The sequence below is a fragment of the Hominenteromicrobium mulieris genome, assembly GCF_046197855.1.
GTDB lineage: Bacteria > Bacillota > Clostridia > Oscillospirales > Acutalibacteraceae > Hominenteromicrobium > Hominenteromicrobium mulieris.
The window spans coordinates 2,394,567-2,417,762 of record NZ_CP173188.1 but is presented as its reverse complement, the minus strand read 5'-3'; the positions used below and the strand labels follow the sequence as shown (position 1 = coordinate 2,417,762).

The following is a 23,196-nucleotide window of genomic DNA, read 5'->3' as shown; positions in this document are numbered from 1 at the left end:
CAGACGAGCGCCAGAGTAAACTCTGGCGCTCATTTTACTTTCGTTGTGCGTTTTTTCTGTACTCTAATGGTAACAATCCAGTGCTTTTGCGGAATAATTCTGCAAATCGGCTTGAAGTGGAATAACCTACTGTTTGGGCAACTTGCCCTACTGTCAACTCTGTGTATGCCAGCAGATATTCTGCTTGGCTCATACGCCTCTGCTGAACATACTCTGTGATGGTGCAGTCGTAGTATTTCTTAAAACAGCTTTTGAGCTTTGTTGTTCCCATGCAGGCAATCTGTGTTAGCCGTTCCAGAGGAATATCAAAAGCATAGTGGTCGCTAAGATAAGCGGCAACTATTTGAAGATTTTCAATATCCTGTTGAGAGAGCTTATGGGCTGGTTTATCAGGATGTTTCTTCTGATATTCCACTACCATTGAAACTGCTTCTGCAACTTTTCCCTCATAAAAAAGTTTTGCGGCAATCCCTTCCCCACGATAGTCCTTGATTTCTGTGAGTAACCGTGACATTTCTGGAAAGTCGGAAGTTTGGTCGATCTTCCGAAATGCATCCACAGGATTGATCTGTGCCTCTGGGTACAGTTTTTTCAGGTAGTCCTCATAATATGCCGGTGCAATCTCAATCCCAACCGAACGGATTGGAATATTTTTATGTATCAAAGCCTTGTATGGAGCGTAGCCTCCAATAAATGTTTTGATATAACCGGCAGACAGTCTACGGTATGGAGATAATTCCTCCCCGGAAATAGAGTCATACCGAGTGATACTCAGACATTCCGGCATGGAGCATTCCAACATGAAATCTTCGTGGAAGGAAAAGTTATGGATTTTAATATCATACAAGTCTTTCTGTCCATAAGTCCAGTAGGTGCCTTCTCCAACTTCGGGAGAAAGTTTCCAGCAGTCACCTAATGCCCCATATTGCTGGTTGTCTGGGTCATGGATAAAACCGTGTTCAATCAGCAACGGTGTATAAAACTGGTCAATAATTTCACACATGAAAACAGACCGCCTCCTTTTTGCAACGATTAGACGAGCTTTTGAAAGGAACAGACGAACATCGCCGGGACCTATTGAATGTTGTTCGATAAATGCGTATTGTATTAGACAGTGGTTAGAACTATCTAACTGCAGAATATCACAAACCATTTGTCGAGTCAAGACAATGAAAGGTAGGAGGTCAAAATGAGTAATCAAGTAAATTCTATGAACAAAGGTCTGACAGTGAAAGACCTTGTAACAACAGGTATTTTTACTGCACTGTTATTTGTTTTTGTATTGGTGGGCGGTGTCTTTTTTGCAACGAATCCTGTACTTACTTTTTTCATGCCAGCAGGAGGTGGGCTGCTTGCTGGCCCCATTTATCTTTTGCTGATTGCAAAAGTACATAAGCGTTGGAGCCTTTCTATAACGGGCATTATCATGGGTATTATTTGGTTCGTGACCGGTATGCACTGGGCTTTTGCATTGGGCTACCTGATCATGGCGATTGTCGCGGACTTCGTTGCTGGTGCAGGGCAGTACAAAAGCAAAAAACTCAACAGCCTGTCTTATATCCTGTTCTCTCTCGGCGGCACTGGTTCGTATATCGTGTTCTTTGTTGACCCCAACGGCTGGGCACAGACTATGCTGGGAAACGGAACTGAACAGAGCTACATCGACACCATGCAGGCAACTGCAAATACCGGCATCCTGATTGCCATGTTCGCTGCTGTTATCATTACATCTGCAATCAGCGCTTTTGTAGGCTGCAAAATGCTGAAAAAGCAGTTTGAAAAAGCAGGTATTACAGCATGAGCGGTAAACGCCACAAGAAAGGGCTTTGGCTCGACCCACGGGCCAAGCTCTTTCTTATTCTTATATGTGTTTTATCGTCCATGTTCGCTCCTTCACTTGCATATCAATTTGTCCTTGTTATGCTGATTGCGATATTGGGTGCTTTCTTTGGAAAGTGGAAATATGTCATTAAGGCTGTATGCTTTTATGCGGTCATCTGTGTCCTGACAGTTTGGATCATGGCAGAAATGACAGGCACGCTGCGGACAATGTTTATTGCCTTTTTAGGATTGTTTCATAAGGTCTATGCGTGCGGAACCTTGGCTGGGATTGTTCTGACTACTACAAAAGTCAATGAGTTCCTGTCTGCTATGAACCGTGTCCACGCACCCAAAAAGTTAGTAATTCCTATGGCAGTTATGCTGCGGTACATTCCAACTATTCAAGAGGACTGGCGATATATCAAGGACGCTATGCGGATGAGAGATGTTTCACCTTCTCTGGCGGGCTTTTTAGCACATCCGGGCATGACGGTTGAGTGTATTTATGTGCCTTTGTTGATGGCAGCTTCAAAAGCAGCGGATGATCTTTCTGTTGCTTCTGTCACCCGTGGAATTGAAAATCCCAATCCACGCACCTGTCTTGTCCAGATAAAATGCGGAGTTGCCGATTGGGGTGTCATGGCCGTTGCCGTAGCTTATCTGATTTTTGAATTATGTGTGCGGGGAGGTGTGATTGGTTGATTGAGTTTGAAAATGTATCGTTTTCCTATACGGGGCAGGAACATGGTGGGCTGCATGACATCAATTTGAAAATTTCGGACGGAGAATGCGTCCTGTTCTGTGGCCGCAGCGGGTGCGGAAAAACAACGATTACAAGGCTGGTGAATGGACTGATACCTCAGTTTTATCAGGGAGAGCTTCATGGCCGTGTGCTGGTAGATGGTCAGGAAATCAGCAATATCCCTATGTATCAGATTGCCGCTAAGGTTGGCTCCGTTTTCCAAAATCCACGGACGCAGTTTTTCAATGTTGATACAGACAGCGAGATTGCCTTTGGAATTGAGAACGAGGCTCGTCCTCCACAAGAGCTGATAGAGCGAGTGGAACAGACAGCCGACGATCTGCGTATTCAAAAGCTGCGGAACCGGAATATTTTTGAGTTGTCCGGCGGTGAAAAGCAGAAAATCGCCTTCGCTTCTGTTTATGCCATGAACCCACAGATTTATTTGCTGGATGAACCGTCCTCCAATTTGGATATGACTTCCATTCAGGAGTTGAGAGAGCATTTGCGGCTGATAAAAAAGCAGGGCAAAACGGTTTTGATAGCAGAACACCGGCTGTACTACCTGATGGAACTGGCCGACCGAATTGTTTATCTGGAAAAAGGAGAAATCAAAGGGATTTATACCCCGGAAGAATTTCGACAGCTGTCGGAACAGGAGCGTGAACGCATGGGCCTGCGGGCAGTTGATCTTCGGGCGGTGTTCCCACCTAAACCCCACTCGATTGCCCCTATCCCGGTATTAGAGCTACGGAATGTGACGCTCCGTTACAAGAAGCGAACCATTTTGCATGATATTGGCTTATCCGCAGGAAAGGGTGAAGTGATTGGCGTGGTCGGCCACAATGGAGCCGGAAAGACTACATTTTCTCGCGCTCTCTGTGGGCTTCACAAAGACTGCGATGGACAATTTTTGTGGGAAAGCAAGCCGATTGAGCGTAAGGAAAGGCTGCAACGCTCTTATATGGTCATGCAGGATGTGAATTATGAGCTTTTCGCTGACAGCGTAGAAGCAGAATGTTCCTTTGGCATCCGAAATCCAGACCAAACGCTGGTAAATGCAACTTTGGAAGAACTGGGACTTTCCCCATATCGAGAACAACATCCAAACACGCTTTCCGGCGGTCAAAAGCAACGAGTAGCTGTAGCTGTCAGCATGATTTGTGGGAAAGACTTGCTTGTATTTGATGAACCGACCAGCGGCCTTGACTTTGACAGTATGACGCAGGTTGCAGGATTGATCCGGCGATTATCCAATATGGGAAAAGTCATTTTCATTGTCACCCACGATTTTGAATTTGTCTGCCGTACCTGCTCACGTGTCCTGCATTTTGACGAGGGAGAAATGCCCGATGATGTACCAGTTACAATGGATGCCCTCCCGAAATTGAGAGAGCTGTTCTCTGTTTCAGATGGAAAGGAGAGGTAGTCTATGAAGCAGAAAAAAGAAAACAGAGTAGCACTGCTGCTCCATTGGGCCGGAGGCCAGAAAATCTGGCTGTTCCTGGCAATCCTGCTGTCCATGTGCAGTGGGCTTTGTATTATTGTTCCGTATATTGGGATTTACAGGCTGATGGATGCCACATTTAACAATGCCTGCACAAAAGAACTTGTGGTACAGACTGTGGCAATGATTGCCGCCGCTGTTACCCTGCGTTTTGCATTATTCGGCTGTTCCGGCGTGGCAGCCCATAAAGGCGCATACGGCGCACTGTTCAAAGTGCGCTGCATGGTTGCGGAACACATGGCCAGAGCGCCTTTGGGGGCCTTGAATGAACGGCGCACCGGGGATATAAAAACGGTTCTGAATGAAGATATTGAAAAGCTGGAGTTGTTCCTGGCCCATAACCTTCCTGACCTTGTGTGCTATCTGGTTGGGCCGGTAGTCATCTTTATTTACCTGATGACCGTCAATATTCCTCTGGCATTGATTTCCCTGGTTCCGCTGATCCTTGCTGTTGTTGTAATGGGGATGATGTTCCGCAATACCGATGATTTGATGGAACGGGCCAACCAATCCATTACCACACTAAATTCTGTTATGATCGAATATATCGGCGGAATGAAATTGATTAAAGCCTATAACATGGGGAGCAAATCGTTTCAAAAGTTTTCAGACGCTATCCAGGAAGAAAACGCCATGTGGAATGAAACTTCCCGGCGCATGGGGCCACCTTATGCGGCCTTTGTTGTTATCATCGAATGTGGGATGTTGCTGATGGTTCCAATCGGCGGAATGTTTTTCCTCAAAGGCTCACTGGCGGCCAGCGCATTTTTGCTGTTCGTCTATGTAGGTTCCATGTATCTGACGGAAATCCGCCCCCTGCAAGAACTGGGGACTAATTTTGCTAATGTACTGAACGCTGTTACCAAGACCAAAGAAATCCTGGATATTCCGATTTATGAGGGTGGAACGGACTTTCCCCAAAATCACGATATTGAACTTCGCAATGTCCGATTTTCCTATGACGGCAAAACCGATGTACTGCATGGTGTCAACCTCAAAATCAATGATGGTGAGCGCATGGCTCTTGTGGGCCGATCTGGTGCCGGTAAAAGCACTGTGATTGAACTGATTTCCCGGTTCTACGATGTGCAGGAAGGAGAAGTGCTGATTGGCGGCAAAAATGTCAAGGAGCTTGACTACGATACCATTCTGAAAAATATAGCTATCGTATTTCAAAAGACCTTCCTCACCCGTGACAGCGTGCTGGAAAATATCCGTATGGGTAGTAACGCTACTCTGGAAGAAGTGCGGGCTGCCGCAAAAGAGGCACAGATTGATGACTTTATCATGTCCCTGCCGGATGGATATGACACAAAAGTGGGCAGTTTCGGCTCCCGCTTCTCCGGCGGTGAAAAACAGCGGATTGCGATTGCCCGCGCAATTCTGAAAAATGCACCTATCTTGATTTTGGACGAGGCCACAAGTGCCTCTGACCCGGAAAATCAGATGGAGATTGACAAAGCCATTCAAAATCTCTGTAAGGGAAAGACTGTCATTGTGGTAGCCCATCGTTTGAGCGCGTTGAAGATGTGCGAGCGTGTAGCAGTGGTTGAAAATCACACAATTACCTGTGTCGGAACCCATGAGGAAGTCCGAAAGAACAATGCTTACTATCGGAAGGCGTGGGAGGACTACGAAACAGCCCGGAATATTACTTATCAGTTGGAGGGAGGCGAGCAGCATGAGTGAGCATGATGTATTGAAAAAGAACCGTAATTTTTATATTGGCGTTGGTGGGACTGTTCTGGAAGGGCTTCTCTCCGGCAGCCTGTTTATGCTGCTTTACTCTGTTATGCAGTTTTTGTGGTCGGGTCAATTTGACATGAACCGCGTTCTGGCTCTGACCGGTATTATTGCAGTGGTTTTTCTTCTCCGTATCCTGATTTACAGCTACGGTTATACCAAAGCGCAGATTGGCGGTGCGGAGGTCAGTAAGAATATTCGGCTTTTTATGGGTGACCATTTGAAACGCATCCCACTGTCCCGCTTTACGCAGGGGCAGACCGGCGATTATATCAACACCATTACAAGCGACGTAAACAACTACGAAAAAATCCTGACCCATAAAGTCGGAGATTTTGCAAAGAATTTTGCCCTGTCATTGATGTTGATTGTCTTTGTTATGACGCTCTATGTTCCGACAGGAATTATCCTGCTGATAGCCGATCTTCTTTTAATCCCCGGTCTATGGCTTTCTTTCCGCATGGTACGGAAATATGGAAAAGAAAAGAACGATATTTGTGCGGAGAACGTCAGCAGCATTGTTGAGTATGTTTCTGGTATTCAGACTTTCCGAGCTTATGGTGTAGGCGGTATGAAGAACAAAACTGTTATCAACGCCATGCGGGAGTTTTCCCGGATCAGCTTTGTGTACGAATCAAAAGTGCTTCCTATTGGTGCGGCCTTTGGTATTTTGAGTTGGCTGTCCTGCCCGCTGGTTATCTTGCTGGCCTATGCACCCTGGGTCGCAGGGACACTGAACACGGTGGACTACCTTTTGATTTGTATGCTGCCCCTGTTCTGTGCAAAGCTGGCTAACTCGATTTTTGTAGACCTTACCAGTTATAAGAACCTGATGATCTCGAAAAACAAAATCTTGAGTGTAATGAATGAGCCGGAGGAAACTGGCAGCATGGAGCCGCTTCACACAGCTACCCATGAAATCACATTTGACAATGTAGATTTTGCATATGTTCCCGGTGAACCGGTACTAAAACACGCCACCTTTACGGTGCCAGATCAAAAGCTCACGGCCATTGTCGGAGACTCTGGCTCCGGAAAATCTACTATTTTGAACCTGATTGCAAAATATTATGAAGCAACGGGCGGGACGATTTCTATTGGCGGTAAACCCATTAACCATGTTGCCGCAGAGCGTGTACTGGAGCAAGTTTCTATGGTAGACCAGGACATATTTCTTTTTGACGATACCATCCGGGATAATATCCGACACGCTCGTCCTAATGCTACGGACACGGAAATCGAGGCTGCCTGCCGGGAGGCTAACTGTGACAGCTTCATCCGTAAGATGGAAAAGGGATACGATACGCCGACTGGCGAGAATGGAAATCTTCTCTCTGGCGGTGAGCGTCAGCGAATTTCAATAGCCCGCGCCATCCTGAAAAATAGCCCCATCCTGCTTTTGGATGAAGCAACAGCATCTCTTGACATTGAAAATGAGCTTGCCGTAAAGCAGGCCATCGCCAATCTGCTAAAAGAAAAAAAGACAGTGGTAATGATTGCTCATACCCTTTCCATTGTCAAAAACGCTGATCAAATCCTTGTAATGGGTGATGGCAGGATTGCTGAATCTGGAACCCATGAGGAATTGCTTGCGAAAGGCGGAAAATATGCTGCTATGTGGAACGCAGAGCAAAAAATATCGGCTTGATAGAAGCTAAAGAAGAATAATTGCATAGCGCATGAACCTGCCCCGACTACGGGGAAAGAAAAAAACCGTTGGTTGGGGCAGGTGATTTTGCGCGCCTATTTTAAGTTATTACCCTAACGGCGGTTTTGAGAAATCAGAGCCGCCGTTTCTTTGCGTTTACACAAACCAATGACGACTTGCAGGGACACGGTAGCCGATGGGAGGTTATTTTGCCGTGTCCTTTTCTCTTTTTCGCAGCATCCATGATCTGCACCAGCTAAAAAAAGCGTAGCCCCTCCATTGGAGCAGTCGGGCTTTGAACGTGAAATTAAACAGTACATAACCGATAATATATTTTCGTGCGCTTGTGCGGCCTTGTGTCGCGCAGGCGCATTTTGCTTTCCAGACTTCGAGACAAAGTGTCCCGAGGTGCGGTGCCGTTCTCCGCCGTTACTCCATTTCGTTTCCGACCAACCCCGAACAAACTGAAATGGAGGATTTTACGATGACTACTATCAATTTGAAAGATATTTATTATTGGTACACGCAGGATCAGCTTATCGAAGTTTCTGACGAGGTGGCCGAGGTATTCAAGGCCGATGCCCGCTATGAGATGGCCTATCAGCGGCGGCTCTCCCGGCACAAGGCGCAGTATTCTCTGAACTGCGATGACGGGATTGAGTATTCCGCTTGCCTGCATGAGCCGACCCCGCAGGAGCTCCTTGAACGAATGGAAACCTTTCTTCGTCTGTGGAACGCTCTCAATTCTCTGCCGGAGATTCAGGGCCGCAGAATTGACGCACATATCATTCTTGGCAAGTCGATTAAGGAAATTGCCGAGACCGAGGGCGTACATGAGGAGTCTATTCGCCAGTCGATCAAGCGTGGCCTTGAACGCATGAAAAAAACTTTTTGATTTTTTCATCTTAACCCACTTGGAATTGATGAAAAAATGTCTCGGTTTATGAGAGGAGGTTTTCTTCCTAACGCAAGGGAATAACGGCAGCCCTGAGTAAGTACAGGGAGCCAGACAGTGGGTGCGCAGTGACATCTCCTAAAAGAGATTGAACGAACAACACCAACACTGTAAATGGGCCCGGTCATCCCAAGTCCATGATCCGGCGCTGAACAGGTTGGCTGCCTGTTCCTCCGGGCTTGTCGCTTTACTTGCGTTGAGAGCGCCGCACAGAAAATAACGATTGTCTTTGGACAGGCCAAGTAAATATGTACGGCGCTCTCTAATATTCAAAAACTATAATAAACCTCGAGACAAAGTGTCCCAAGGTGGAGTAAGGCAACAGGCCAGCATCCCGGTGGTGCTGGCCTGTTGCGTTTCCCCACCAAACAGCGGGGGGCGTTCTATCAATCTGCGAAGGAGGTTTACCGTGAAATTAACTACACAGGAACTTGAACAAATGAGAAGCGTTGACATTGGCGCGGTGGCTGCCGAGTCCCTGCCTGATGTGAGCGGTATGACCTTTGATAATGCGCTTTCCCGAAAGGAGCGCATCTCTCGATTTTTGCAGACTGTCAAAAATCCATACTGCTTTTGCATCGGTGGTGTTGGCGTGAAAATTGAATTTGCTGAAAGCGGGCCATCTCTCCAAGATAAGCTGACGGATTTCCTGCTGCGGCAAAGAAGCGGGCTGTAACTTCGGTTACAGCTCGTTTTGCTTCTTCGAGACAAAGTGTCCCGAAGTGGAGGCATCCTTGTTGTCCTCCCCGGACAGAGTTATAATATAAGTGTAATGTGATAGGGAAGGAGGAACAATGGCACGAGCAAAAAACAGAGGGTATCAGCAGAGTTTCTCTCCCTCTTACACAATCCGCCGCTGGCGGCTGGGCATCTATATCCGGCTTTCAAAGGAAGATTTGAAAAAAGGAAAAGACGATAGCAACAGCGTAAAGAACCAGCGTGACCTACTGAACGATTTTTACCGACGAAACATTGACGAGTTTGAAAGCATCACGGAATATGTGGATGATGGTCATACTGGAACGGACGCCAACCGTGAAGATTTTCAACGGCTCTTGGCGGATGTCATGAGTGGTAAAATCAACTGCGTTATAGTAAAAGACCTGTCCCGCTTCGCACGAAATTATAGCGATGCCGGAAGTTTGATCGATAACCTGTTTGTTCAAATGGGTGTTCGCTTTATCAGCCTTGCTGAGAATGTGGACAGCTACAAGAACCCCGACAGCGTTTCAAATATCATCGTTCCCATTACAAACGTGATGAACGATAATTACTGCTATCAGACTTCCAAAAAGATCCGGCAGGTATTTGACTACAAGCGGCGCAACGGCCAGTATATCGGAGCATTTGCTCCTTACGGCTATGTAAAGCACCCAAAGGACAAGCACAGGCTGATTGTTGATCCCGATGCTGCTGAAAATGTCAAACTCATTTTCACAATGCTTATTCAAGGGTCATCAAAACGTGCTATCGCGCTGTACCTGAACGAACACGGCGTACCGAGCCCCTCGGCTTACAAGGTACAAAAGGGCTTGCCTGTTTCGACAAGAGGGTATGACGATCCTATGTGGGGAGTCCGCATGATCCACTCCATTCTTACCAATCCGACCTACACCGGGGATTTAGCCCAAGGCCGGAGCCGGGTGAAAAGCTACAAGGTACACCAGATTGAAGCTGTTCCCCGCGAGGAATGGGTGGAAGTGGCTGGAACGCATGAGGCCATTATCGACTATGAAACTTTCGATAAGGTACAGGCTCTCTTACAGCGTGATACCCGTACTTCCCCGAAAGGCCGTGAGGTACATTTATTCAGCGGCTTTCTGAAATGTGCCGATTGCGGGCGGGCCATTACCCGATGCGTTGGCAAGAACAACAATGTATATTATTCTTGCTCAACCTACAAGAACCGTTCCCGGACAGCCTGCACCATGCACTCAATCAAGCATGAACGGCTGGAGGCTGCTGTTCTGTTCGCCGTACAGCATCAGGTACATTTGGCTGTTTCCTACTCGGAAATCGTTACGCAGATCAATTCCGCTCCAATCAAAAAAAGCCAGTCTTACCGACTGGACGATCTGATAGCTGCAAAAGAGCGGGAACTGACAAAGATAACACGCTACAAGCAATCTCTTTATCAGGACTGGAAAGACGGTGAAATCACCCAGCAGGAATACCGGGATATGAAGGCCGACTATGAACGGCAGACTTCTGATATTTCCGCAGTGCTCACTCGGCTGAACGCTGAACGCGCAGAACTGGCAAACGGTGTAGACAACGAGCATCCTGCACTGGTAGCCTTTATGAAGTATCAGAACATTGAAGCCCTCAACCGTGAAATCTTGGTTGAGCTTGTGGACTATATCAAGGTCTATGAAAACGGCAATATCAGCGTGAAATTCAAATTCGCTGACGAGCTCCGCAAGATTGCCGAGTACATTGAAATCAACACTACGGAAGATACCGCAGTAGCGGGCTAACCCCCGCTACAAACCCCTTTGACAGTGTGTTTTCCTAATAGGCGCTAATCATAAGAACGCACGATGTCACGCTGGATACGCAGCACTTCGTTCATCTGCTTGCTGTCCACAAAAGTCTGTACCGCATCCGGCATTCCACCGACGACGGCATATTGCAGCAGGAGCTGCTTCATGCGGCTGTGTAATGCGTCCGGCACCGGCGTTTCCGTATCCAATGCTTTTTGCAACATATTAATGACCGGCTCGGAGATCCCGTTTGCCCACAGGAATTCCTCAAAATCTAGCGGATACATATCAATTACGGTTTCCGAACCTACGGGAACTGATTTCGGCTCCTTACCATAGCCTTTTACGCCGAGCAGAGAGCCGGTGCCGATCACATCGTACCGACTGTCGATCCGAAAGAATTTCAATGCGGTTCGGGCCTCGGGGCAATCCTGTATCTCGTCCAACACCAGAACGGTCTCTCCGGTCTCAAAATCTGCCTCTTTCCCAAGCAGCGCAGAAAGCAGCATGACGATGTTGTCAATGTCCAGAGACCCCGCAAAAACGGAAGCATAGTCCGGATTCTCGAAGAAATTCAGATAGACCACATGCTTATAATTTTTCTTAGCAAACTCCAGCACGGAAAAGGTTTTTCCGCACTGTCTGCATCCTTTAATGATCAATGGTTAGTGTCTCGGTGTGTTTTTCCATTCAGTCAAACGCTTTTCTATTTTTCGTTTTAACATCGCGGCTCCCTCCGAATCGTTTTCCTAACTTTGCGCATAGCATATCACAAATCGTGAACTTTTTCAATGGACTTTGATTATGAATCGCAAACTTTTTCGGACGACTTTTTGCAACAAAGTAAAACTTTTTAAAACGACTTTTTGCAAAAACTACGAAATATATAATATAAACGAGATTATCATAAGGGCATACGTAGAATGTTATTTTGGTATATTCAATAAAGATGTTTTTGGAGATTGCAAAGGAAAGCATGGGTATTCCTCTGGTTAATGAAGATCATCTGGTGTAATTAGCACCTTATTGCAGATGCTTCCTCCCTTGTGATGGTGGTCAAACGATAGGAGGCGGAGCAACTATGATCTATTATACTGCCGATACGCACTTCGGCCATGCTAATGTTGTAGAGATGTGCGAGCGGCCATATCCCGATGTAGACGCCATGAATGAAGCGATGATTGCGGCATGGAATGAACGCGTACACGGCAATGATACCGTATATAAAAAATTCCGCCGCAGTGAAAGCTGTGACGGAATTTTTTAGCATGGATTTATAGATCGTAATTCTTTTTCAATTTTTTGAGGCTGCGGTGGATGCTGTTGCAAACGGCAGAAATCGTGCATCCTTCGGACTGGGAGATTTCCACATAGCTCATACAAAGAAAGTACCTTTTATAGATGCGCCGCTGCTGGGATGGGGTGAGCGTTCGGAATGCTTTTTGCAGTTTTCGTCGGCGCTCCTTTTGCTCCTGCAGGTCTTCGGGTGCTTCGTCGTCGAGCAAATCTCTTTCATTTTCCGCGGTCAGGGCGTAATCTAAAGAGTAGTAGGCCTGATATCGACATAAGCGGCGCTGATACGCCTTTTCTTCTAATATGGAGCGGCGCATCATCTCCGCGATTTCATCCGAGACCGAAATTACAGAGTCTTCGGTGTAAAGCTCCGGGTAATATTCCCGCAGATTGATCTCTTTCATAGAAAATCAGGAGCGCTTGGCTTTCAGGCGGATAATGCCGTACAGAAACACGGATATTAAGAGAATGAGCAGAGCAAAAAGCAATCCTTCCGTAAGCCCGTTTCGGTACTCGTTCGTCCATGTGGATCGGTGAACAGCCGTGTCGGGGTGCTCGGGCTTTGCTTCTGACGGTTTAGAAGTGGAGAGCGTTTCGTCGGGGAAAATTCGATGCCCGCGCACAAGCAGGCGGTGCGTATTCGTGCCGTATGGCGTGCAGGTCAGCAGCGTCAGAAGGTCTTCGCCGTCGATGATCTGAATGGCGTCGGTGTCATCGGGTGTTGTGACCGTGATTTTGTCTACCTCATACGTCAAAGTTTTATTCAGCACGTAAAGATAGACCAGATCACCTTCTTTGACCTGATCCAAATCGGTGAACATTTTAGAATCTGCTCTGCCGGAGTGTGCAGCTAAAACGGCGTGCGTGCTTTTTCCGCCGACGGGCAGAGACGAACTCGGCAGGTGCCCTGCACCTTTGCTGAGTTCGTTTTCCGTGCAGCCGTGGTAGATCGGCAGGCGAATTTGAATGGCTGGGATCTCCACATAGCCCATGATGCCGTCTTCGGTCGTGCAGAGAAGTTCGCCGTAGTCCGGGCGTTCTTTCTCATCAATCTCGCCGGTAAAAAGGGCATCGTTATAGATTTCGGCTTGCTTGAATGCGTCGGTCAGATCGGCATCCTCTATTTTTGCAAGTGCCTTTTCGTACTCGGTCAGGACAACGGATCGTTTTTGCTCGGTATACCAGTTCCCGAACGCCGGGTATGCGGCTGCCCCGATGCCGATGAGGAAAAGAACAAGAAAAAGAACGTGCAGCAAAATTCGCTTTTTGTGCATAAAAGTCTCCTTAATAAAACGGAGCCCGCCTGTAAGCTTCAACACAGGCGGGCTCGCTTGTTATGCTTTTTTAATCGTCAAACTTATCTTTTTTTTGAAAACCAGAAGCAAAATAACCGCTGCGGCACTGAGCACGGCGAGGGTTATGCCGCCAGCTGCAAGAAGTGTTGTGCCGGCATCGCCGGTTTTCGGCAGGCGATACCCGCGCGTGTTCATCACATGAATCGGCACAATGGCGGAAGCAGAACCGTTATCGTCGTTCATGTCTTTGGCATTGTCGTTTTCAAACGCTTCGGCAGTCAGCTCGCTCTTTCCGCAGGTGCCGCAGATCTTGCCAGACTCTTTTGCGCGGATTTCCATGGTGATGAAATTTCCGAGCAGCGTGTAATTTGCATCCGTGTTGATCTCCGTCACGCGGTAGATGTCGTCTTCAAGACCTTTTAAGAAAAGATGCCCGGAACTGCCGGGGGTCAAAACGGAAGCGTCGTCTTCCCTTTCGGCATGTCCGCTGACGAGGTAATTACCGTTATCATCGGAATTTGCGGTTACCCAATAACCGTCGGTCGTGTTGTAGAGCTTGAACTGTACCTTGGAATAATCGCCGAGGTTATCCGAGAACAGCTTTAAGAGGTTTAATCCGTACACGTAGAAATGGCAGTCGTCCGTTAAAGTGTCCGAATACGCCGTGTTGGTGCGCGACCACGTTAAGGTGACTTCGTTCGGGTTGCCGATGTCGCCGTATACCGGCGTATAATCCCTGCTCGAGTTCCGCGGCTGAGGTGTGCCCTGTGCTGTCCGTTTCCGGCATAGAAGTGCCGTTTTGGCGGATAAAAGCTTCCAGTGCGTTTTTCGTCCGGCTTTCTGCTGTGTTCAGATGATTGGAAAGCGCATCAATCAAGGTATCCGAAGTAAAATACAAGTCGCCGCGGTCGGTTTTGTAGGCGTTTTCGGAAGTGAGATCAAGGCAATTCATAAGCGCGGTGGTTTTGTCGCCGCCCGGCAATTTATACAGCAGCATATTTTGATGTTCGCCGTCTTTTGTTTCGGCATGTACCGCAAGATCGGCGATTTTGGCATAGCTGAATACAACGCCTTCGATGGCATACGGCATCAAAGTGTTTTCCACGTTCTCATCGGCATAGCCGGTTGAAATGTACGTGTTGTCTCCCAGAACACCGTCTGCGTGCGCGGAGGTGAAATCGTATTTATAAAGCGATACGGATGCTTTTCTGCCGGTGTCAATCACGGCCTGCGGAACAGAAGCCGCCGAAACCGATAGGATGCCGGAGAGTAAAACCAGTGCGGCGGAGAGCACCGCGCCGAGTTTTATGAGTCGTTTTGTTTTCATAGCGTTGTCCTTTCAAAACTTTTCTTTTTGAACATACAGAAGACCGAATAAACCGATCACGGCGAAAACCATACCGGTTGCGGCAGATTGCATCCCGTTTCTGCCCGCGGCGGGAAGCTCAAATTGCTGCCCGTTGACGGCGGTGATCGTAATATCCTGCTGCGGGGTGCCGTTTACGTCCTGCGGCAAACTGCCTTCAAACAGCGGCTCGCCCAAAAGCTGAAAGCCGTTTTTGGTGCGCACTTCCGTGATGCGGTATAGGACGGTGACATTTTGGTTTTTAACTTGCAAACCGTTAAACGTAACCTTGCCGTCCTCACCTGTTGTGAGCACACCGTCGGAAATCCCCTCGGACGTGCAGCTGCCGACGGAGATCGGATCTGCTTCTTTTCTTGCGCAGATCGGAGACCATGCCGTGCCACCGTCTATCGAGTATTGCAGCAGAAAAGAAACGTCGTTTAGTGTTTTGCCGTCCGGTGTGATTTTTCGGATTGAAACAGAACCGGCGCTCGGGGTATTTTTGCGGACGATTTGAATGATCTGCCGGTCTTTTTCAACGGTAAACGGGTACACGGTGGAATCCAATTCATACCCCTGCGGCGCGGAGATTTCGCGGTAGTACCCGGAGCGCAGGTCGGATACGGTAATTTTGCCGTCTTTGCCGGTGGTTTCGGTCGCGATGACGTTTTTGTCGCTGTCCATGATCTCGAACACGGCGCCTGCAAGCGGTGTTTTGCCGTCTGCATCGACTTTGCAGATTTCGAGAGTGCCGCGAATCAGCGTGTTTTCAAACTGGACGGTCACACTGCTTTTGGCGGTCAATGTGATCGTCTGCGGTTTCGGTTGGCGGTAAGAAGACGGCGTGTTGATCTCGGTCACGGTGTACTGAATGAGCGTGCTCGTGCCTCCGCGAAAGACCGGCAGCTCGCTGATTTTGGCTGTACCGTTGTCGTCCGTTTTGACCGTTACACTCCAGTTATCGGTATCTCTCGTGACTTTGAAAGTGAAGCCGCTTTTCTTTCCGTCTTCGGAGGTCTTTTGAATGATCAGCTCACCGTAATTGATGCGTTCTGTTTGAAGGCGCAGATAGGCAGAAACGGTGGTTTGCCCGCCCGTAAAAGTCGCCATGCGCTGAATGGCGCTGTCTACGCATTTCCAAACGGCAACGGCATTCGGCATCGTCCGGGTCGAGTAAATGAAGGCAGGAGTACATCTTTTCAATCATGAGCCGGTCTTCGGTTTGCTGTTCAATGTCCGTGTTTTCATCGCGCAGCGGGATTTCCTCGGATTTAAGGTCTAAATTGCATAAAAAAAGAGCGCTATCTAATTTTCTTAGATAGCGCTCACGTTCCTTCTCTCGGTAGAAGGCTTTGTAGGCGTCTTTTGGAACTTCCAGCAGAACACCTTGTACCGGTATGAACCAGTGCGAAGCTTTGTAATTTTCAGTTGTGTTTCGTATGCGGCAAAACTCCGCATATGTAATTTGTACATATCCAACGTCTGTTTTGATATAGACGCATTTAGGCTCGTTTGACAATAGAATAACCTCCGATCAATTTGAATTCGATTTCAAATTGATCGGAGGCGGGGCGCGGGGAGCAGGAAAGTGGTGAAATGCTCCGAAGATCGTAACCCCGGTAAAAATACAAGAACTATAAATGATGCAGAACACTAAACAGTTAAATATTCTGTTTTATTATATTGAATTTTTAAATTGCTTTGAATTAGCTTTAAGTTTTGTTTTGAATCTTTAAGAAAGGTGTTTTCTTCGTAAAAAATGAAAATTCGCAAGTTTGATTTAAAGAAATCCGGCACCAAATAAAAAAGACGATTTATGACTTTAGATGAACTCTCGAAAATATTTTGATCGATTGTATAAGCGGAGAAAAGTTCTTCAACGGATAGAGTGCGGCTGCCTTTTCGCCAATGTAAATAATATTCATATACTTCATCCTTTGTCATATTAGGTCACCACTTTCAATTTTTTCTAATCAAAAACCTGTTCTTCATGTGACATAAAGAACAGGTTTTTGAGGTTTGTGTTGGGCTTCGATTACTTCTGAAGCATGCTCGGAACTTCGGGCTCATAGCTGCAGCCATTGGAAGCTGCGCCGGCACCGAGCGATGCAAACAGTTCAACAATCTTTGCCAAAACTGTCCATGCGTTCATACACTTTCCCTCCTTGTGCTATTCTTTTTAAATAAGGTGATTACCATCATAATGGCAACTGCCGATAATGACAGTGCCCAGGTAGCTAAGTAACGAGTGGGCATACCGGTGATGTACAAAATTAAAAACAGCAAAAAATCAATCGAAACGATAATTCGAGCTGTTTTTTTATTTTGCGCATAGAGCCGCTCCGATAATGGATGTTTAGTGCTTCGAATAGGAGAGAGAAGGAAAATGGAGATACAAGATAAAATAGCAAAAGGAATAAGCAGAGGCTTGTACCACCGAATAACTTCGCTCAGAAGGTATACAAATACGAAAATAGCATTTGTTAGTATGAAGCATCTTGAATAGGTGGGAGCGTGGTATCCACCGGAAAAAAGGCGCAGGAAGAAAAAGATATATAAAAACAGCAAAGAAAAATATACATTCTTAAATATAATAGAAAGTAAAATAATGGAAAGTATAGACGATAGAGTTGATAAGCTTAGTTCGAAACCGTATACAAAAACCGGACGCTTTTCTTCAGAAAGCGGGCAATGACGGTATAAAGTGTGGGTTAAGTATTCAGCGCAGCTATGTAACATTTATTCACCTTCTTACAAGGTGTAGTATACTATTTTATATAGATATAAGTCATAGGTTTTGCGCGAATTGTAAGATTTTATGTCTTAAACTGTTGAAACGCACAAAAGAACTTCTGAAATGAAGGTGTGATCATCATAAGAGTTTTTTAGCCAGCCGTTATATTTATTTACAGTGTCCTGAATATTTTTGATTCCGAGACCATGAAGATTTCCGTCTTCTTTCCTTGTTTTTAGCGCTCCGCTTTCTGAAAAGGGATTTTCGGCAGAGGCGTTCTCCACACGGAAAATGAGAAATCCTTTCTTTTGTGTAAGCATGATTTTTACATAGCGTGCAGAAATATCAGTAATTTGACGGTTGGCCTCCAGTGCATTTTCAATTTGATTTCCGAGTATGGCGCACAAATCTACGGGAGCAACGGGAATATGTGCAGTGAAGTTAACTTCGTATTGAAAATAGATTTGCTGTTTTTTAGCTTCTGCGGCAGAGCAATTCAAAATGGCATCAATTACATCGTTTCCACAGCGGCACAAATGAACTTCTTTGTACGAAATCGATAACAAATCTCCGACATATTTCTGTATTTCACCGTTCTGAGCAGCTTCAGCCAATCCGAGAATTGCTTTGAGATGATGATGAAAATCGTGCAATCTTTTAGCGTTTTCTTTCATATCCTCATGCAGCATTTGATAGTTCTGCTCCATTAACTGATTTGTGCGTAGTAAAAGCTGTTTTTGCACATTTTCGTGCTCTCTTGCGGAGGTGTTCAGCAGTAATAGGAAAAGCGTGGCAAAGAATAATATTAAAATTAAAAAGGATAAGATAGACGCTCGGTAAAGCTGGATATAGTCTTCTGATAAAATTGCCCTAAAAAGAATTTGAGTTATAAGATATACGAGAGAACCAGAGAAAAGTAAAGTGATAAGCCAGCGAGATTTTAGCTCTGATAATTTAGAAAGGTATTTCCGCGCAGCCATGTATAAAGCAATGTCGGTTATTTTATCCAGAATAAGATATAAACAGCGTAGAGGTCCTGGCGTCATAAATACGTTAAACGCTATGGAGAATTGGTCTCCTCCATAAATCCAGCAGAATACAACCATAAGAATATAGTCAATAGAGAGTATAACAAACATGGTCGTAATGCTTATGGAGATACGCAGCAGAAAATTTCCGCGTGAAAGGATGCGTGAAATTACTGTTAAATATAAAATAGACAACACAGGCGTAATAAAAGAAAAAGCAGAAATCTGATTGCATACAGCCACAAGAATTGCGTTGAGCAGGGAGAAAGATAAAAGCAGATAAGCCTGTTTTTTCTCTTCAAATTTCCGACCGCCGGATTCGGTGACAACAACTAACATTACAAAACATTCTATATACGAAATAAGCCAATCTACAATTTGATATGTCATTTTACTAGTCCATCTCCCCACAAAGACAAAATAGCTTCTTTTACTTTCGGCATCATGGGCCGGCTGACCGGCAGCGCCTCTCCGTTTAACATGATAATAGAGTTACCGCACAATTCTTTAGCATAATCCAAATTTACAAAATAACTTCGATCTACGAAAATGAATCGCGGGTCATTGAGGATGTCAAATAGTTCTTTTATACCTCGATTATCTTTGATCACACCTTGATTTGACGTAATGATTTGCACACTGCGGGCAGTTTTTCGAACATAGATAATATTCTGGTAAAGTACTCTGCTGAAATTTTTATAGTGCTGAACAAGTAGCGAATGCTGATCTTGTTGCTCTAATGTGTGAAGAGCTTTCTGTAAAGCCTCAGGCAGAGTTTCGTCTACATTTAATTTTGAAATAAATCGAAGTGCGTCTACCTTATAGCCTTCCGGCGCATATTGTAAATGAGAGGTTAAAAAGATTAATGCGACATTGGGCTGATACTTTCGAAGATCAGCCGCAACTTTGAATCCATCTATCTGAGGCATTTCAACATCTAAAATGAAAATATCAAAGCGATCTCCGCTGGCAACGGAAGCGGTGAGTGCTGTTGGATTTACGAAAGATGCAATGGCTGCATTTTTCTCTTCAAAACGTAACAACTCTTGTATTTTTCCTGTGAGTTCTTTGAGAAACACAGCGTCGTCGTCACATAAAGCTATTTTCAACATGGGTATAAACCTCCTCTGTTATTGTGGGCTTTGAAAATGAGTAATTACATCGTCTGTTTATATCATACCATCTGATTGAGTTTTCCACAATTACCAATACATACAGATCATTTAAGCTGCGTGCATTTTTAGGGTTTAAATTACTATTATAAATGTAAATACCGGGAAGAGCACGATCTATTTTTTCGTAAACATCTGTAACAATATCTGCAATGCGGCCAGAATGATACTTTGAAGGCGTCCAACGAGGAATAGTAATACGAATATTCTGCGGTGTCGGTTGAAGAATTTGATCTGGCGAGGGAGAGGCTTGCAAAATTATTTTAAGTTCAGATGTACTGAACTCGTTTAGATTACAGAGAATAGATAATATAAGATAAAAATCAAATTTCATACTGCATAACAGCTGGAATAATCGGAACATTTGAGCTCGGCTTTCTGGGGCCTTCTGTGTTTTACAAAGAGCAACCAATTTCCGGGTTACAGATTCAACAGATTCGTTCATAGAGAATTGATATTGCATAGAATAACCTCCAATTATCTTTTTCTCATTATATCGGAACCTGTCAAATAAGTAAACCTCTTTTGCGTTTTACGCAATGGTGCAAAATAAGGTTTCTTGCTAAAATTTTGTAGAGGTGGTTCTATGGGCAATTCTATTGGTGGTAGAATCAAAGAATTAAGACTTTTACAAGGCATGACGCAAGAGAAGCTTGCCGAACTTTGTGATACTTCCGTTTCATCGATTGCCAGATGGGAATCCGGGTCTCTGCATCCGAATATGAAACATCAGGAAAGGCTTGCAGAAATTTTCGGTATGAGAATCGATGACTTCTATATTAATTTAGATACGCCTGTGACGCAAGACTATATTTTGTCGCAGGTATTAAAGGAAACTCAAAAACTGGATTTAGAGGAACAGAAGTACGTGCTGCAGGTTATTCGGGGCTTAAACAAATTAAAACACCCCAAATCAGTATAGAATAACATAATTTAAAACTCTGCATTTTTGCTTGAATCGCAGAATTTTATGTACTGTTTTGAGAAATGTGCTAATTAAAGGTGTTATAAAGTTTAATTTTAATAAGAGTAAAACAACGCTATGGCGATTTTTATGAATCATCATAGCGTTGTTTTTTTGTTTTTATTTTTCTCTAAAAGTATTAAAAACGCCTGTCATACAAAAAACTTGATTTGGACTTACTAATTATGGATTAAATCAACAAAATAATCAATTCATGCAAAAATACGTACAAAATTAAAGAAGAATGATAATATGAAGCTACTTTAAGATTCTTATTCAGTAATTTTCTAAAGATAAGCGAACCTTTAGTATCTTAAGAAATTCTACTGAAATTAGAACATACTAAATTGCGGACGGGAGGTATAATCATGTTTCGTTTAGCACTTTGCGGAAAAAACTGCGAACTATTGGAAAAAATAAAATCTCATATTCAAATCTTTGTAGAAACATATAAAAATGAAACCAAGTGTATTTCGATTGAACAGTATAAGCAATTAGCATCGCTTCGTGATGATATGGTAGATGGAATTCACTTCGATATTCTTATGGTCGAAATTGATGCTCATCCACATGAAGATTTTCGTTTACTTTCGGAAATACGGAAAACCGCTACGGACACTATCGTCATTCTCTTTTCAAAGTTTCTCGACTACGATTTTACTCGGCTGGGGTATCAGGTAGGCGCATTTCGGTATCTATCCACACACAATTTGTTTTCGGATCTGCCGGAAGCACTTTGCACGGCACTGGAAATTTCCTCTAAAAAGCAAAAAGAATACTACACGTTTTCTCATTATTCGGAAATTATCCGAATTCCATTAGATGATGTCTTATACGTAAAGCGAGTTAATCGTATAACCATGATCAAAGCAAAGAACGGCAATTTTCATCTTCAATTACCGTTAAAAGAGATTTATAAAGAAATAAATGACAGTAGATTTTTATTTATAGACAGAAGCTGCTTTGTAAATATAGATCATGTGACTTGCTTTGCTGATGCAGAAGTTAAGTTGGATAATCAAGAGAGCCTACCGATCAGTCACTCAAACTTTACTGTCATTAGAAGCGTATTACTATATAAAAATGCCTAATAAATACATCAACACGTAGGATAAACTTCTTATTTCATATTCCATATAAAACCGCCCGCTATGTATCTAATTTTGATACATGAGCAGGCGGTTTTAATTTTTACGGCATCGGAAGAACCATACGCACGCATTTTTTCACTGGGTACAAGCTGACATTTAGGTACATAACGATTTGCTCTTTTCCGGCTTGTTCCTCAAGGTAAGTCACGCCATCTGCACGGCCGGATGTTGGGTAGACCATATAAAGAGAAGCTTCCGTTCCGGGCATCACAGAGATGCCATCTGCTTTTGAGTTAAGATCCGGGTTTGCGATTTTCATATAGATTTCACTCTTATTGAAGTAAGCGGACTGCGCTTCATTCAAAAGGTTAAAATCGCGGATAAAAACGCCGCCGTCCGTATTGTTTTCATTTTTGAAATCTACGGTCAACAGAACTACGTCATGCTGTGTGTTTTCTGCAAGATAATCGACAGGCTTGCCGAATCGCTGCATAAAATCTTCGTAACGCACTACTTCCGCTTCGCGAACACGAACAGAATACCCATTGGTATTTTCTTCTTTTGAGTAGAAAAAATCACCGTTTAGGGGAATCCATTCGCCGATGCCGTATTCCTGCGTTTCAAATGAATAGGCTGTTGCATTAACGTACCAGATGCGCCATGCACAAAGCACCAATGCAACGGACAAAAGAATGACCGAAAGCGTTTTACTCACTCTTATCTTGCGTTTCATACGGCGTTACACGTCCTTCCCGTACAAGGTAAATTTCATCGGACAGCTCACGCAGAACAGAAAAATCATGGCATGCCAGAATAACCAATGCGCCCCGCTGTTTTTGCTCAAGAAGCAGATCTCTCACCATTTCTATGCCGTCTGTATCCAGTGCGTTTGTCGGCTCATCAATCAGAAGCAGCGCAGGATATTCCAAAATTGCTCCGGCAATGCCTAATCTCTGCTTCATACCGAGTGAAAACTGCTTGTATTTTCGCGGATCATCCGCGCCGAGTCCAACCTGCTCCAACACTTCGCGGATACGTTCCTCCCCGACTTTTCGGTGAATATTTGCAATCAGCTTTAAGTTCTGTGCCGCCGTATAATGATCGATAAATGCCGGGTTTTCAATCAGCATACCAATGTCCGGCGGAAAAGAAATATCCTTTCCAAGTACCTTACCATCAATCGTGATCGTGCCCTCCGTCGGGCGGATCAGCCCGGCGATTAGCCGCATAAGCATAGTTTTACCGGAGCCGTTCACACCGCGCAGACCGTAGATCGTACCGCTTGTAAGGGTGAGCGAGACGTTTTCAATGACGGTAATATTCTTGATCGTTTTTGTAACATGATTTACTACGATTTCCATATAGGCTTACTCCT

Annotated in this window: 27 protein-coding genes; 11 read left to right on the top strand and 16 right to left on the bottom strand. The window is 44.9% G+C overall.

Annotation, left to right across the window (positions count from 1 at the left end; genetic code table 11):
- Window positions 1-34: 34 nt before the first annotated feature.
- Window positions 35-1,003 carry an AraC family transcriptional regulator gene (locus tag ACI0CA_RS11945; RefSeq protein WP_308448853.1) on the bottom strand — a complete coding sequence of 323 codons (969 nt, stop codon included), beginning with the start codon at window positions 1,001-1,003 and terminating at the stop codon, window positions 35-37.
- A 186-nt stretch (window positions 1,004-1,189) separates the two neighbouring features.
- Between ACI0CA_RS11945 and ACI0CA_RS11940 the strand changes: the two genes are divergently transcribed.
- The 8 genes from ACI0CA_RS11940 (at window position 1,190) to ACI0CA_RS11905 (ending at window position 10,893) form a co-directional block, all read left to right on the top strand.
- A complete protein-coding gene (locus ACI0CA_RS11940; protein ID WP_308448852.1) occupies window positions 1,190-1,801 on the top strand; it encodes an MptD family putative ECF transporter S component in 612 nt (203 codons plus the stop codon).
- Complete coding sequence (locus ACI0CA_RS11935; RefSeq protein WP_015518390.1) at window positions 1,798-2,523, top strand: energy-coupling factor transporter transmembrane component T; 726 nt, start codon at window positions 1,798-1,800, stop codon at window positions 2,521-2,523. Before ACI0CA_RS11940 ends, ACI0CA_RS11935 begins: the two co-directional genes overlap by 4 nt.
- Window positions 2,520-3,992 carry an ABC transporter ATP-binding protein gene (locus ACI0CA_RS11930; RefSeq protein WP_007705900.1) on the top strand — a complete coding sequence of 491 codons (1,473 nt, stop codon included), beginning with the start codon at window positions 2,520-2,522 and terminating at the stop codon, window positions 3,990-3,992. The genes ACI0CA_RS11935 and ACI0CA_RS11930 overlap by 4 nt, the downstream gene beginning before the upstream one ends.
- 3 nt (window positions 3,993-3,995) lie before the next feature.
- Window positions 3,996-5,759 (top strand): ABC transporter ATP-binding protein, encoded by a 1,764-nt coding sequence (locus ACI0CA_RS11925; RefSeq protein ID WP_308448851.1) that lies wholly within the window; start codon window positions 3,996-3,998, stop codon window positions 5,757-5,759.
- Window positions 5,752-7,461 (top strand): ABC transporter ATP-binding protein, encoded by a 1,710-nt coding sequence (locus ACI0CA_RS11920; protein WP_343284652.1) that lies wholly within the window; start codon window positions 5,752-5,754, stop codon window positions 7,459-7,461. The genes ACI0CA_RS11925 and ACI0CA_RS11920 overlap by 8 nt, the downstream gene beginning before the upstream one ends.
- Window positions 7,462-7,945: 484 nt before the next feature.
- On the top strand, window positions 7,946-8,356 hold the full coding sequence (locus tag ACI0CA_RS11915) for a sigma-70 family RNA polymerase sigma factor (RefSeq protein ID WP_446806778.1): 411 nt from the start codon (window positions 7,946-7,948) through the stop codon (window positions 8,354-8,356).
- A 469-nt stretch (window positions 8,357-8,825) separates the two neighbouring features.
- Window positions 8,826-9,092 (top strand): DUF6870 family protein, encoded by a 267-nt coding sequence (locus ACI0CA_RS11910; RefSeq protein ID WP_007884026.1) that lies wholly within the window; start codon window positions 8,826-8,828, stop codon window positions 9,090-9,092.
- Window positions 9,093-9,210: 118 nt separating this feature from the next.
- On the top strand, window positions 9,211-10,893 hold the full coding sequence (locus ACI0CA_RS11905; protein ID WP_014080196.1) for a recombinase family protein: 1,683 nt from the start codon (window positions 9,211-9,213) through the stop codon (window positions 10,891-10,893).
- Between the two features lie 44 nt (window positions 10,894-10,937).
- Here the strand turns inward: ACI0CA_RS11905 and ACI0CA_RS11900 are convergent, their stop codons facing one another.
- Window positions 10,938-11,561 (bottom strand): AAA family ATPase, encoded by a 624-nt coding sequence (locus ACI0CA_RS11900; RefSeq protein ID WP_308448848.1) that lies wholly within the window; start codon window positions 11,559-11,561, stop codon window positions 10,938-10,940.
- Between the two features lie 419 nt (window positions 11,562-11,980).
- Here ACI0CA_RS11900 and ACI0CA_RS11895 point away from each other — a divergent pair, with 419 nt between their 5' ends.
- Window positions 11,981-12,166, top strand: coding sequence for a hypothetical protein (locus ACI0CA_RS11895; RefSeq protein WP_308448847.1), 186 nt, complete (start codon window positions 11,981-11,983; stop codon window positions 12,164-12,166).
- 7 nt (window positions 12,167-12,173) lie between these two features.
- Here ACI0CA_RS11895 and ACI0CA_RS11890 read toward each other — a convergent pair whose 3' ends face one another.
- From ACI0CA_RS11890 to ACI0CA_RS11835, 12 genes are all read right to left on the bottom strand, one after another.
- Complete coding sequence (locus ACI0CA_RS11890) at window positions 12,174-12,596, bottom strand: sigma-70 family RNA polymerase sigma factor (protein WP_308448846.1); 423 nt, start codon at window positions 12,594-12,596, stop codon at window positions 12,174-12,176.
- 6 nt (window positions 12,597-12,602) lie between these two features.
- Window positions 12,603-13,466, bottom strand: coding sequence for a class C sortase (locus tag ACI0CA_RS11885; protein ID WP_308448845.1), 864 nt, complete (start codon window positions 13,464-13,466; stop codon window positions 12,603-12,605).
- Between the two features lie 60 nt (window positions 13,467-13,526).
- Window positions 13,527-14,111: an LPXTG cell wall anchor domain-containing protein gene (locus tag ACI0CA_RS11880; RefSeq protein ID WP_308448844.1), complete on the bottom strand. Its 585-nt coding sequence runs from the start codon at window positions 14,109-14,111 to the stop codon at window positions 13,527-13,529.
- Window positions 14,074-14,814 carry a hypothetical protein gene (locus ACI0CA_RS11875; RefSeq protein ID WP_343284653.1) on the bottom strand — a complete coding sequence of 247 codons (741 nt, stop codon included), beginning with the start codon at window positions 14,812-14,814 and terminating at the stop codon, window positions 14,074-14,076. Before ACI0CA_RS11875 ends, ACI0CA_RS11880 begins: the two co-directional genes overlap by 38 nt.
- Window positions 14,815-14,826: 12 nt before the next feature.
- Window positions 14,827-15,942, bottom strand: a complete 1,116-nt coding sequence (locus tag ACI0CA_RS11870; protein WP_412267464.1) for an MSCRAMM family protein — start codon at window positions 15,940-15,942, stop codon at window positions 14,827-14,829.
- Window positions 15,866-16,351, bottom strand: coding sequence for a sigma-70 family RNA polymerase sigma factor (locus ACI0CA_RS11865; protein ID WP_412267466.1), 486 nt, complete (start codon window positions 16,349-16,351; stop codon window positions 15,866-15,868). Before ACI0CA_RS11865 ends, ACI0CA_RS11870 begins: the two co-directional genes overlap by 77 nt.
- Before the next feature lie 134 nt (window positions 16,352-16,485).
- Entirely contained in the window at window positions 16,486-16,776 is a 291-nt protein-coding gene (locus ACI0CA_RS11860) for a hypothetical protein (RefSeq protein WP_308448840.1), read from the bottom strand.
- Between the two features lie 91 nt (window positions 16,777-16,867).
- On the bottom strand, window positions 16,868-16,984 hold the full coding sequence (locus ACI0CA_RS11855) for a cyclic lactone autoinducer peptide (RefSeq protein ID WP_308448839.1): 117 nt from the start codon (window positions 16,982-16,984) through the stop codon (window positions 16,868-16,870).
- Window positions 16,981-17,571, bottom strand: a complete 591-nt coding sequence (locus ACI0CA_RS11850; RefSeq protein ID WP_308448838.1) for an accessory gene regulator B family protein — start codon at window positions 17,569-17,571, stop codon at window positions 16,981-16,983. The genes ACI0CA_RS11855 and ACI0CA_RS11850 overlap by 4 nt, the downstream gene beginning before the upstream one ends.
- An 84-nt stretch (window positions 17,572-17,655) precedes the next feature.
- Window positions 17,656-18,984, bottom strand: a complete 1,329-nt coding sequence (locus ACI0CA_RS11845; protein WP_308448837.1) for a GHKL domain-containing protein — start codon at window positions 18,982-18,984, stop codon at window positions 17,656-17,658.
- The gene (locus ACI0CA_RS11840; RefSeq protein WP_308448836.1) at window positions 18,981-19,706 is read right to left on the bottom strand and encodes a LytR/AlgR family response regulator transcription factor; all 726 of its coding nucleotides are present in this window, start codon (window positions 19,704-19,706) and stop codon (window positions 18,981-18,983) included. Before ACI0CA_RS11840 ends, ACI0CA_RS11845 begins: the two co-directional genes overlap by 4 nt.
- Window positions 19,684-20,229 carry a hypothetical protein gene (locus ACI0CA_RS11835; protein WP_308448835.1) on the bottom strand — a complete coding sequence of 182 codons (546 nt, stop codon included), beginning with the start codon at window positions 20,227-20,229 and terminating at the stop codon, window positions 19,684-19,686. The genes ACI0CA_RS11840 and ACI0CA_RS11835 overlap by 23 nt, the downstream gene beginning before the upstream one ends.
- A 123-nt stretch (window positions 20,230-20,352) precedes the next feature.
- Here ACI0CA_RS11835 and ACI0CA_RS11830 point away from each other — a divergent pair, with 123 nt between their 5' ends.
- Together ACI0CA_RS11830 and ACI0CA_RS11825 are read left to right on the top strand one after the other, a co-directional pair.
- Complete coding sequence (locus ACI0CA_RS11830) at window positions 20,353-20,688, top strand: helix-turn-helix domain-containing protein (protein ID WP_308448834.1); 336 nt, start codon at window positions 20,353-20,355, stop codon at window positions 20,686-20,688.
- Between the two features lie 410 nt (window positions 20,689-21,098).
- Window positions 21,099-21,821: a LytR/AlgR family response regulator transcription factor gene (locus ACI0CA_RS11825; RefSeq protein WP_446806779.1), complete on the top strand. Its 723-nt coding sequence runs from the start codon at window positions 21,099-21,101 to the stop codon at window positions 21,819-21,821.
- 100 nt (window positions 21,822-21,921) lie between these two features.
- On the opposite strand, the gene ACI0CA_RS11820 is transcribed toward ACI0CA_RS11825, so the two are convergent.
- Together ACI0CA_RS11820 and ACI0CA_RS11815 are read right to left on the bottom strand one after the other, a co-directional pair.
- On the bottom strand, window positions 21,922-22,554 hold the full coding sequence (locus ACI0CA_RS11820) for a hypothetical protein (RefSeq protein ID WP_177645584.1): 633 nt from the start codon (window positions 22,552-22,554) through the stop codon (window positions 21,922-21,924).
- Window positions 22,529-23,182, bottom strand: a complete 654-nt coding sequence (locus ACI0CA_RS11815) for an ATP-binding cassette domain-containing protein (protein ID WP_446806780.1) — start codon at window positions 23,180-23,182, stop codon at window positions 22,529-22,531. Before ACI0CA_RS11815 ends, ACI0CA_RS11820 begins: the two co-directional genes overlap by 26 nt.
- Between the last annotated feature and the right edge of the window lie 14 nt (window positions 23,183-23,196).

Bases quoted from the DNA above. Each gene is read 5' to 3' on its own strand.
- ACI0CA_RS11945 (WP_308448853.1), bottom strand. From the start codon at position 1,003: ATGTGTGAAATTATTGACCAGTTTTATACACCGTTGCTGATTGAACAC.
- ACI0CA_RS11940 (WP_308448852.1), top strand. From the start codon at position 1,190: ATGAGTAATCAAGTAAATTCTATGAACAAAGGTCTGACAGTGAAAGAC.
- ACI0CA_RS11935 (WP_015518390.1), top strand. From the start codon at position 1,798: ATGAGCGGTAAACGCCACAAGAAAGGGCTTTGGCTCGACCCACGGGCC.
- ACI0CA_RS11925 (WP_308448851.1), top strand. From the start codon at position 3,996: ATGAAGCAGAAAAAAGAAAACAGAGTAGCACTGCTGCTCCATTGGGCC.
- ACI0CA_RS11920 (WP_343284652.1), top strand. From the start codon at position 5,752: ATGAGTGAGCATGATGTATTGAAAAAGAACCGTAATTTTTATATTGGC.
- ACI0CA_RS11915 (WP_446806778.1), top strand. From the start codon at position 7,946: ATGACTACTATCAATTTGAAAGATATTTATTATTGGTACACGCAGGAT.
- ACI0CA_RS11905 (WP_014080196.1), top strand. From the start codon at position 9,211: ATGGCACGAGCAAAAAACAGAGGGTATCAGCAGAGTTTCTCTCCCTCT.
- ACI0CA_RS11895 (WP_308448847.1), top strand. From the start codon at position 11,981: ATGATCTATTATACTGCCGATACGCACTTCGGCCATGCTAATGTTGTA.
- ACI0CA_RS11890 (WP_308448846.1), bottom strand. From the start codon at position 12,596: ATGAAAGAGATCAATCTGCGGGAATATTACCCGGAGCTTTACACCGAA.
- ACI0CA_RS11885 (WP_308448845.1), bottom strand. From the start codon at position 13,466: ATGCACAAAAAGCGAATTTTGCTGCACGTTCTTTTTCTTGTTCTTTTC.
- ACI0CA_RS11875 (WP_343284653.1), bottom strand. From the start codon at position 14,814: ATGAAAACAAAACGACTCATAAAACTCGGCGCGGTGCTCTCCGCCGCA.
- ACI0CA_RS11870 (WP_412267464.1), bottom strand. From the start codon at position 15,942: ATGGCGACTTTTACGGGCGGGCAAACCACCGTTTCTGCCTATCTGCGC.
- ACI0CA_RS11860 (WP_308448840.1), bottom strand. From the start codon at position 16,776: ATGACAAAGGATGAAGTATATGAATATTATTTACATTGGCGAAAAGGC.
- ACI0CA_RS11855 (WP_308448839.1), bottom strand. From the start codon at position 16,984: ATGAACGCATGGACAGTTTTGGCAAAGATTGTTGAACTGTTTGCATCG.
- ACI0CA_RS11850 (WP_308448838.1), bottom strand. From the start codon at position 17,571: ATGTTACATAGCTGCGCTGAATACTTAACCCACACTTTATACCGTCAT.
- ACI0CA_RS11845 (WP_308448837.1), bottom strand. From the start codon at position 18,984: ATGACATATCAAATTGTAGATTGGCTTATTTCGTATATAGAATGTTTT.
- ACI0CA_RS11840 (WP_308448836.1), bottom strand. From the start codon at position 19,706: ATGTTGAAAATAGCTTTATGTGACGACGACGCTGTGTTTCTCAAAGAA.
- ACI0CA_RS11835 (WP_308448835.1), bottom strand. From the start codon at position 20,229: ATGCAATATCAATTCTCTATGAACGAATCTGTTGAATCTGTAACCCGG.
- ACI0CA_RS11830 (WP_308448834.1), top strand. From the start codon at position 20,353: ATGGGCAATTCTATTGGTGGTAGAATCAAAGAATTAAGACTTTTACAA.
- ACI0CA_RS11825 (WP_446806779.1), top strand. From the start codon at position 21,099: ATGTTTCGTTTAGCACTTTGCGGAAAAAACTGCGAACTATTGGAAAAA.
- ACI0CA_RS11820 (WP_177645584.1), bottom strand. From the start codon at position 22,554: ATGAAACGCAAGATAAGAGTGAGTAAAACGCTTTCGGTCATTCTTTTG.
- ACI0CA_RS11815 (WP_446806780.1), bottom strand. From the start codon at position 23,182: ATGGAAATCGTAGTAAATCATGTTACAAAAACGATCAAGAATATTACC.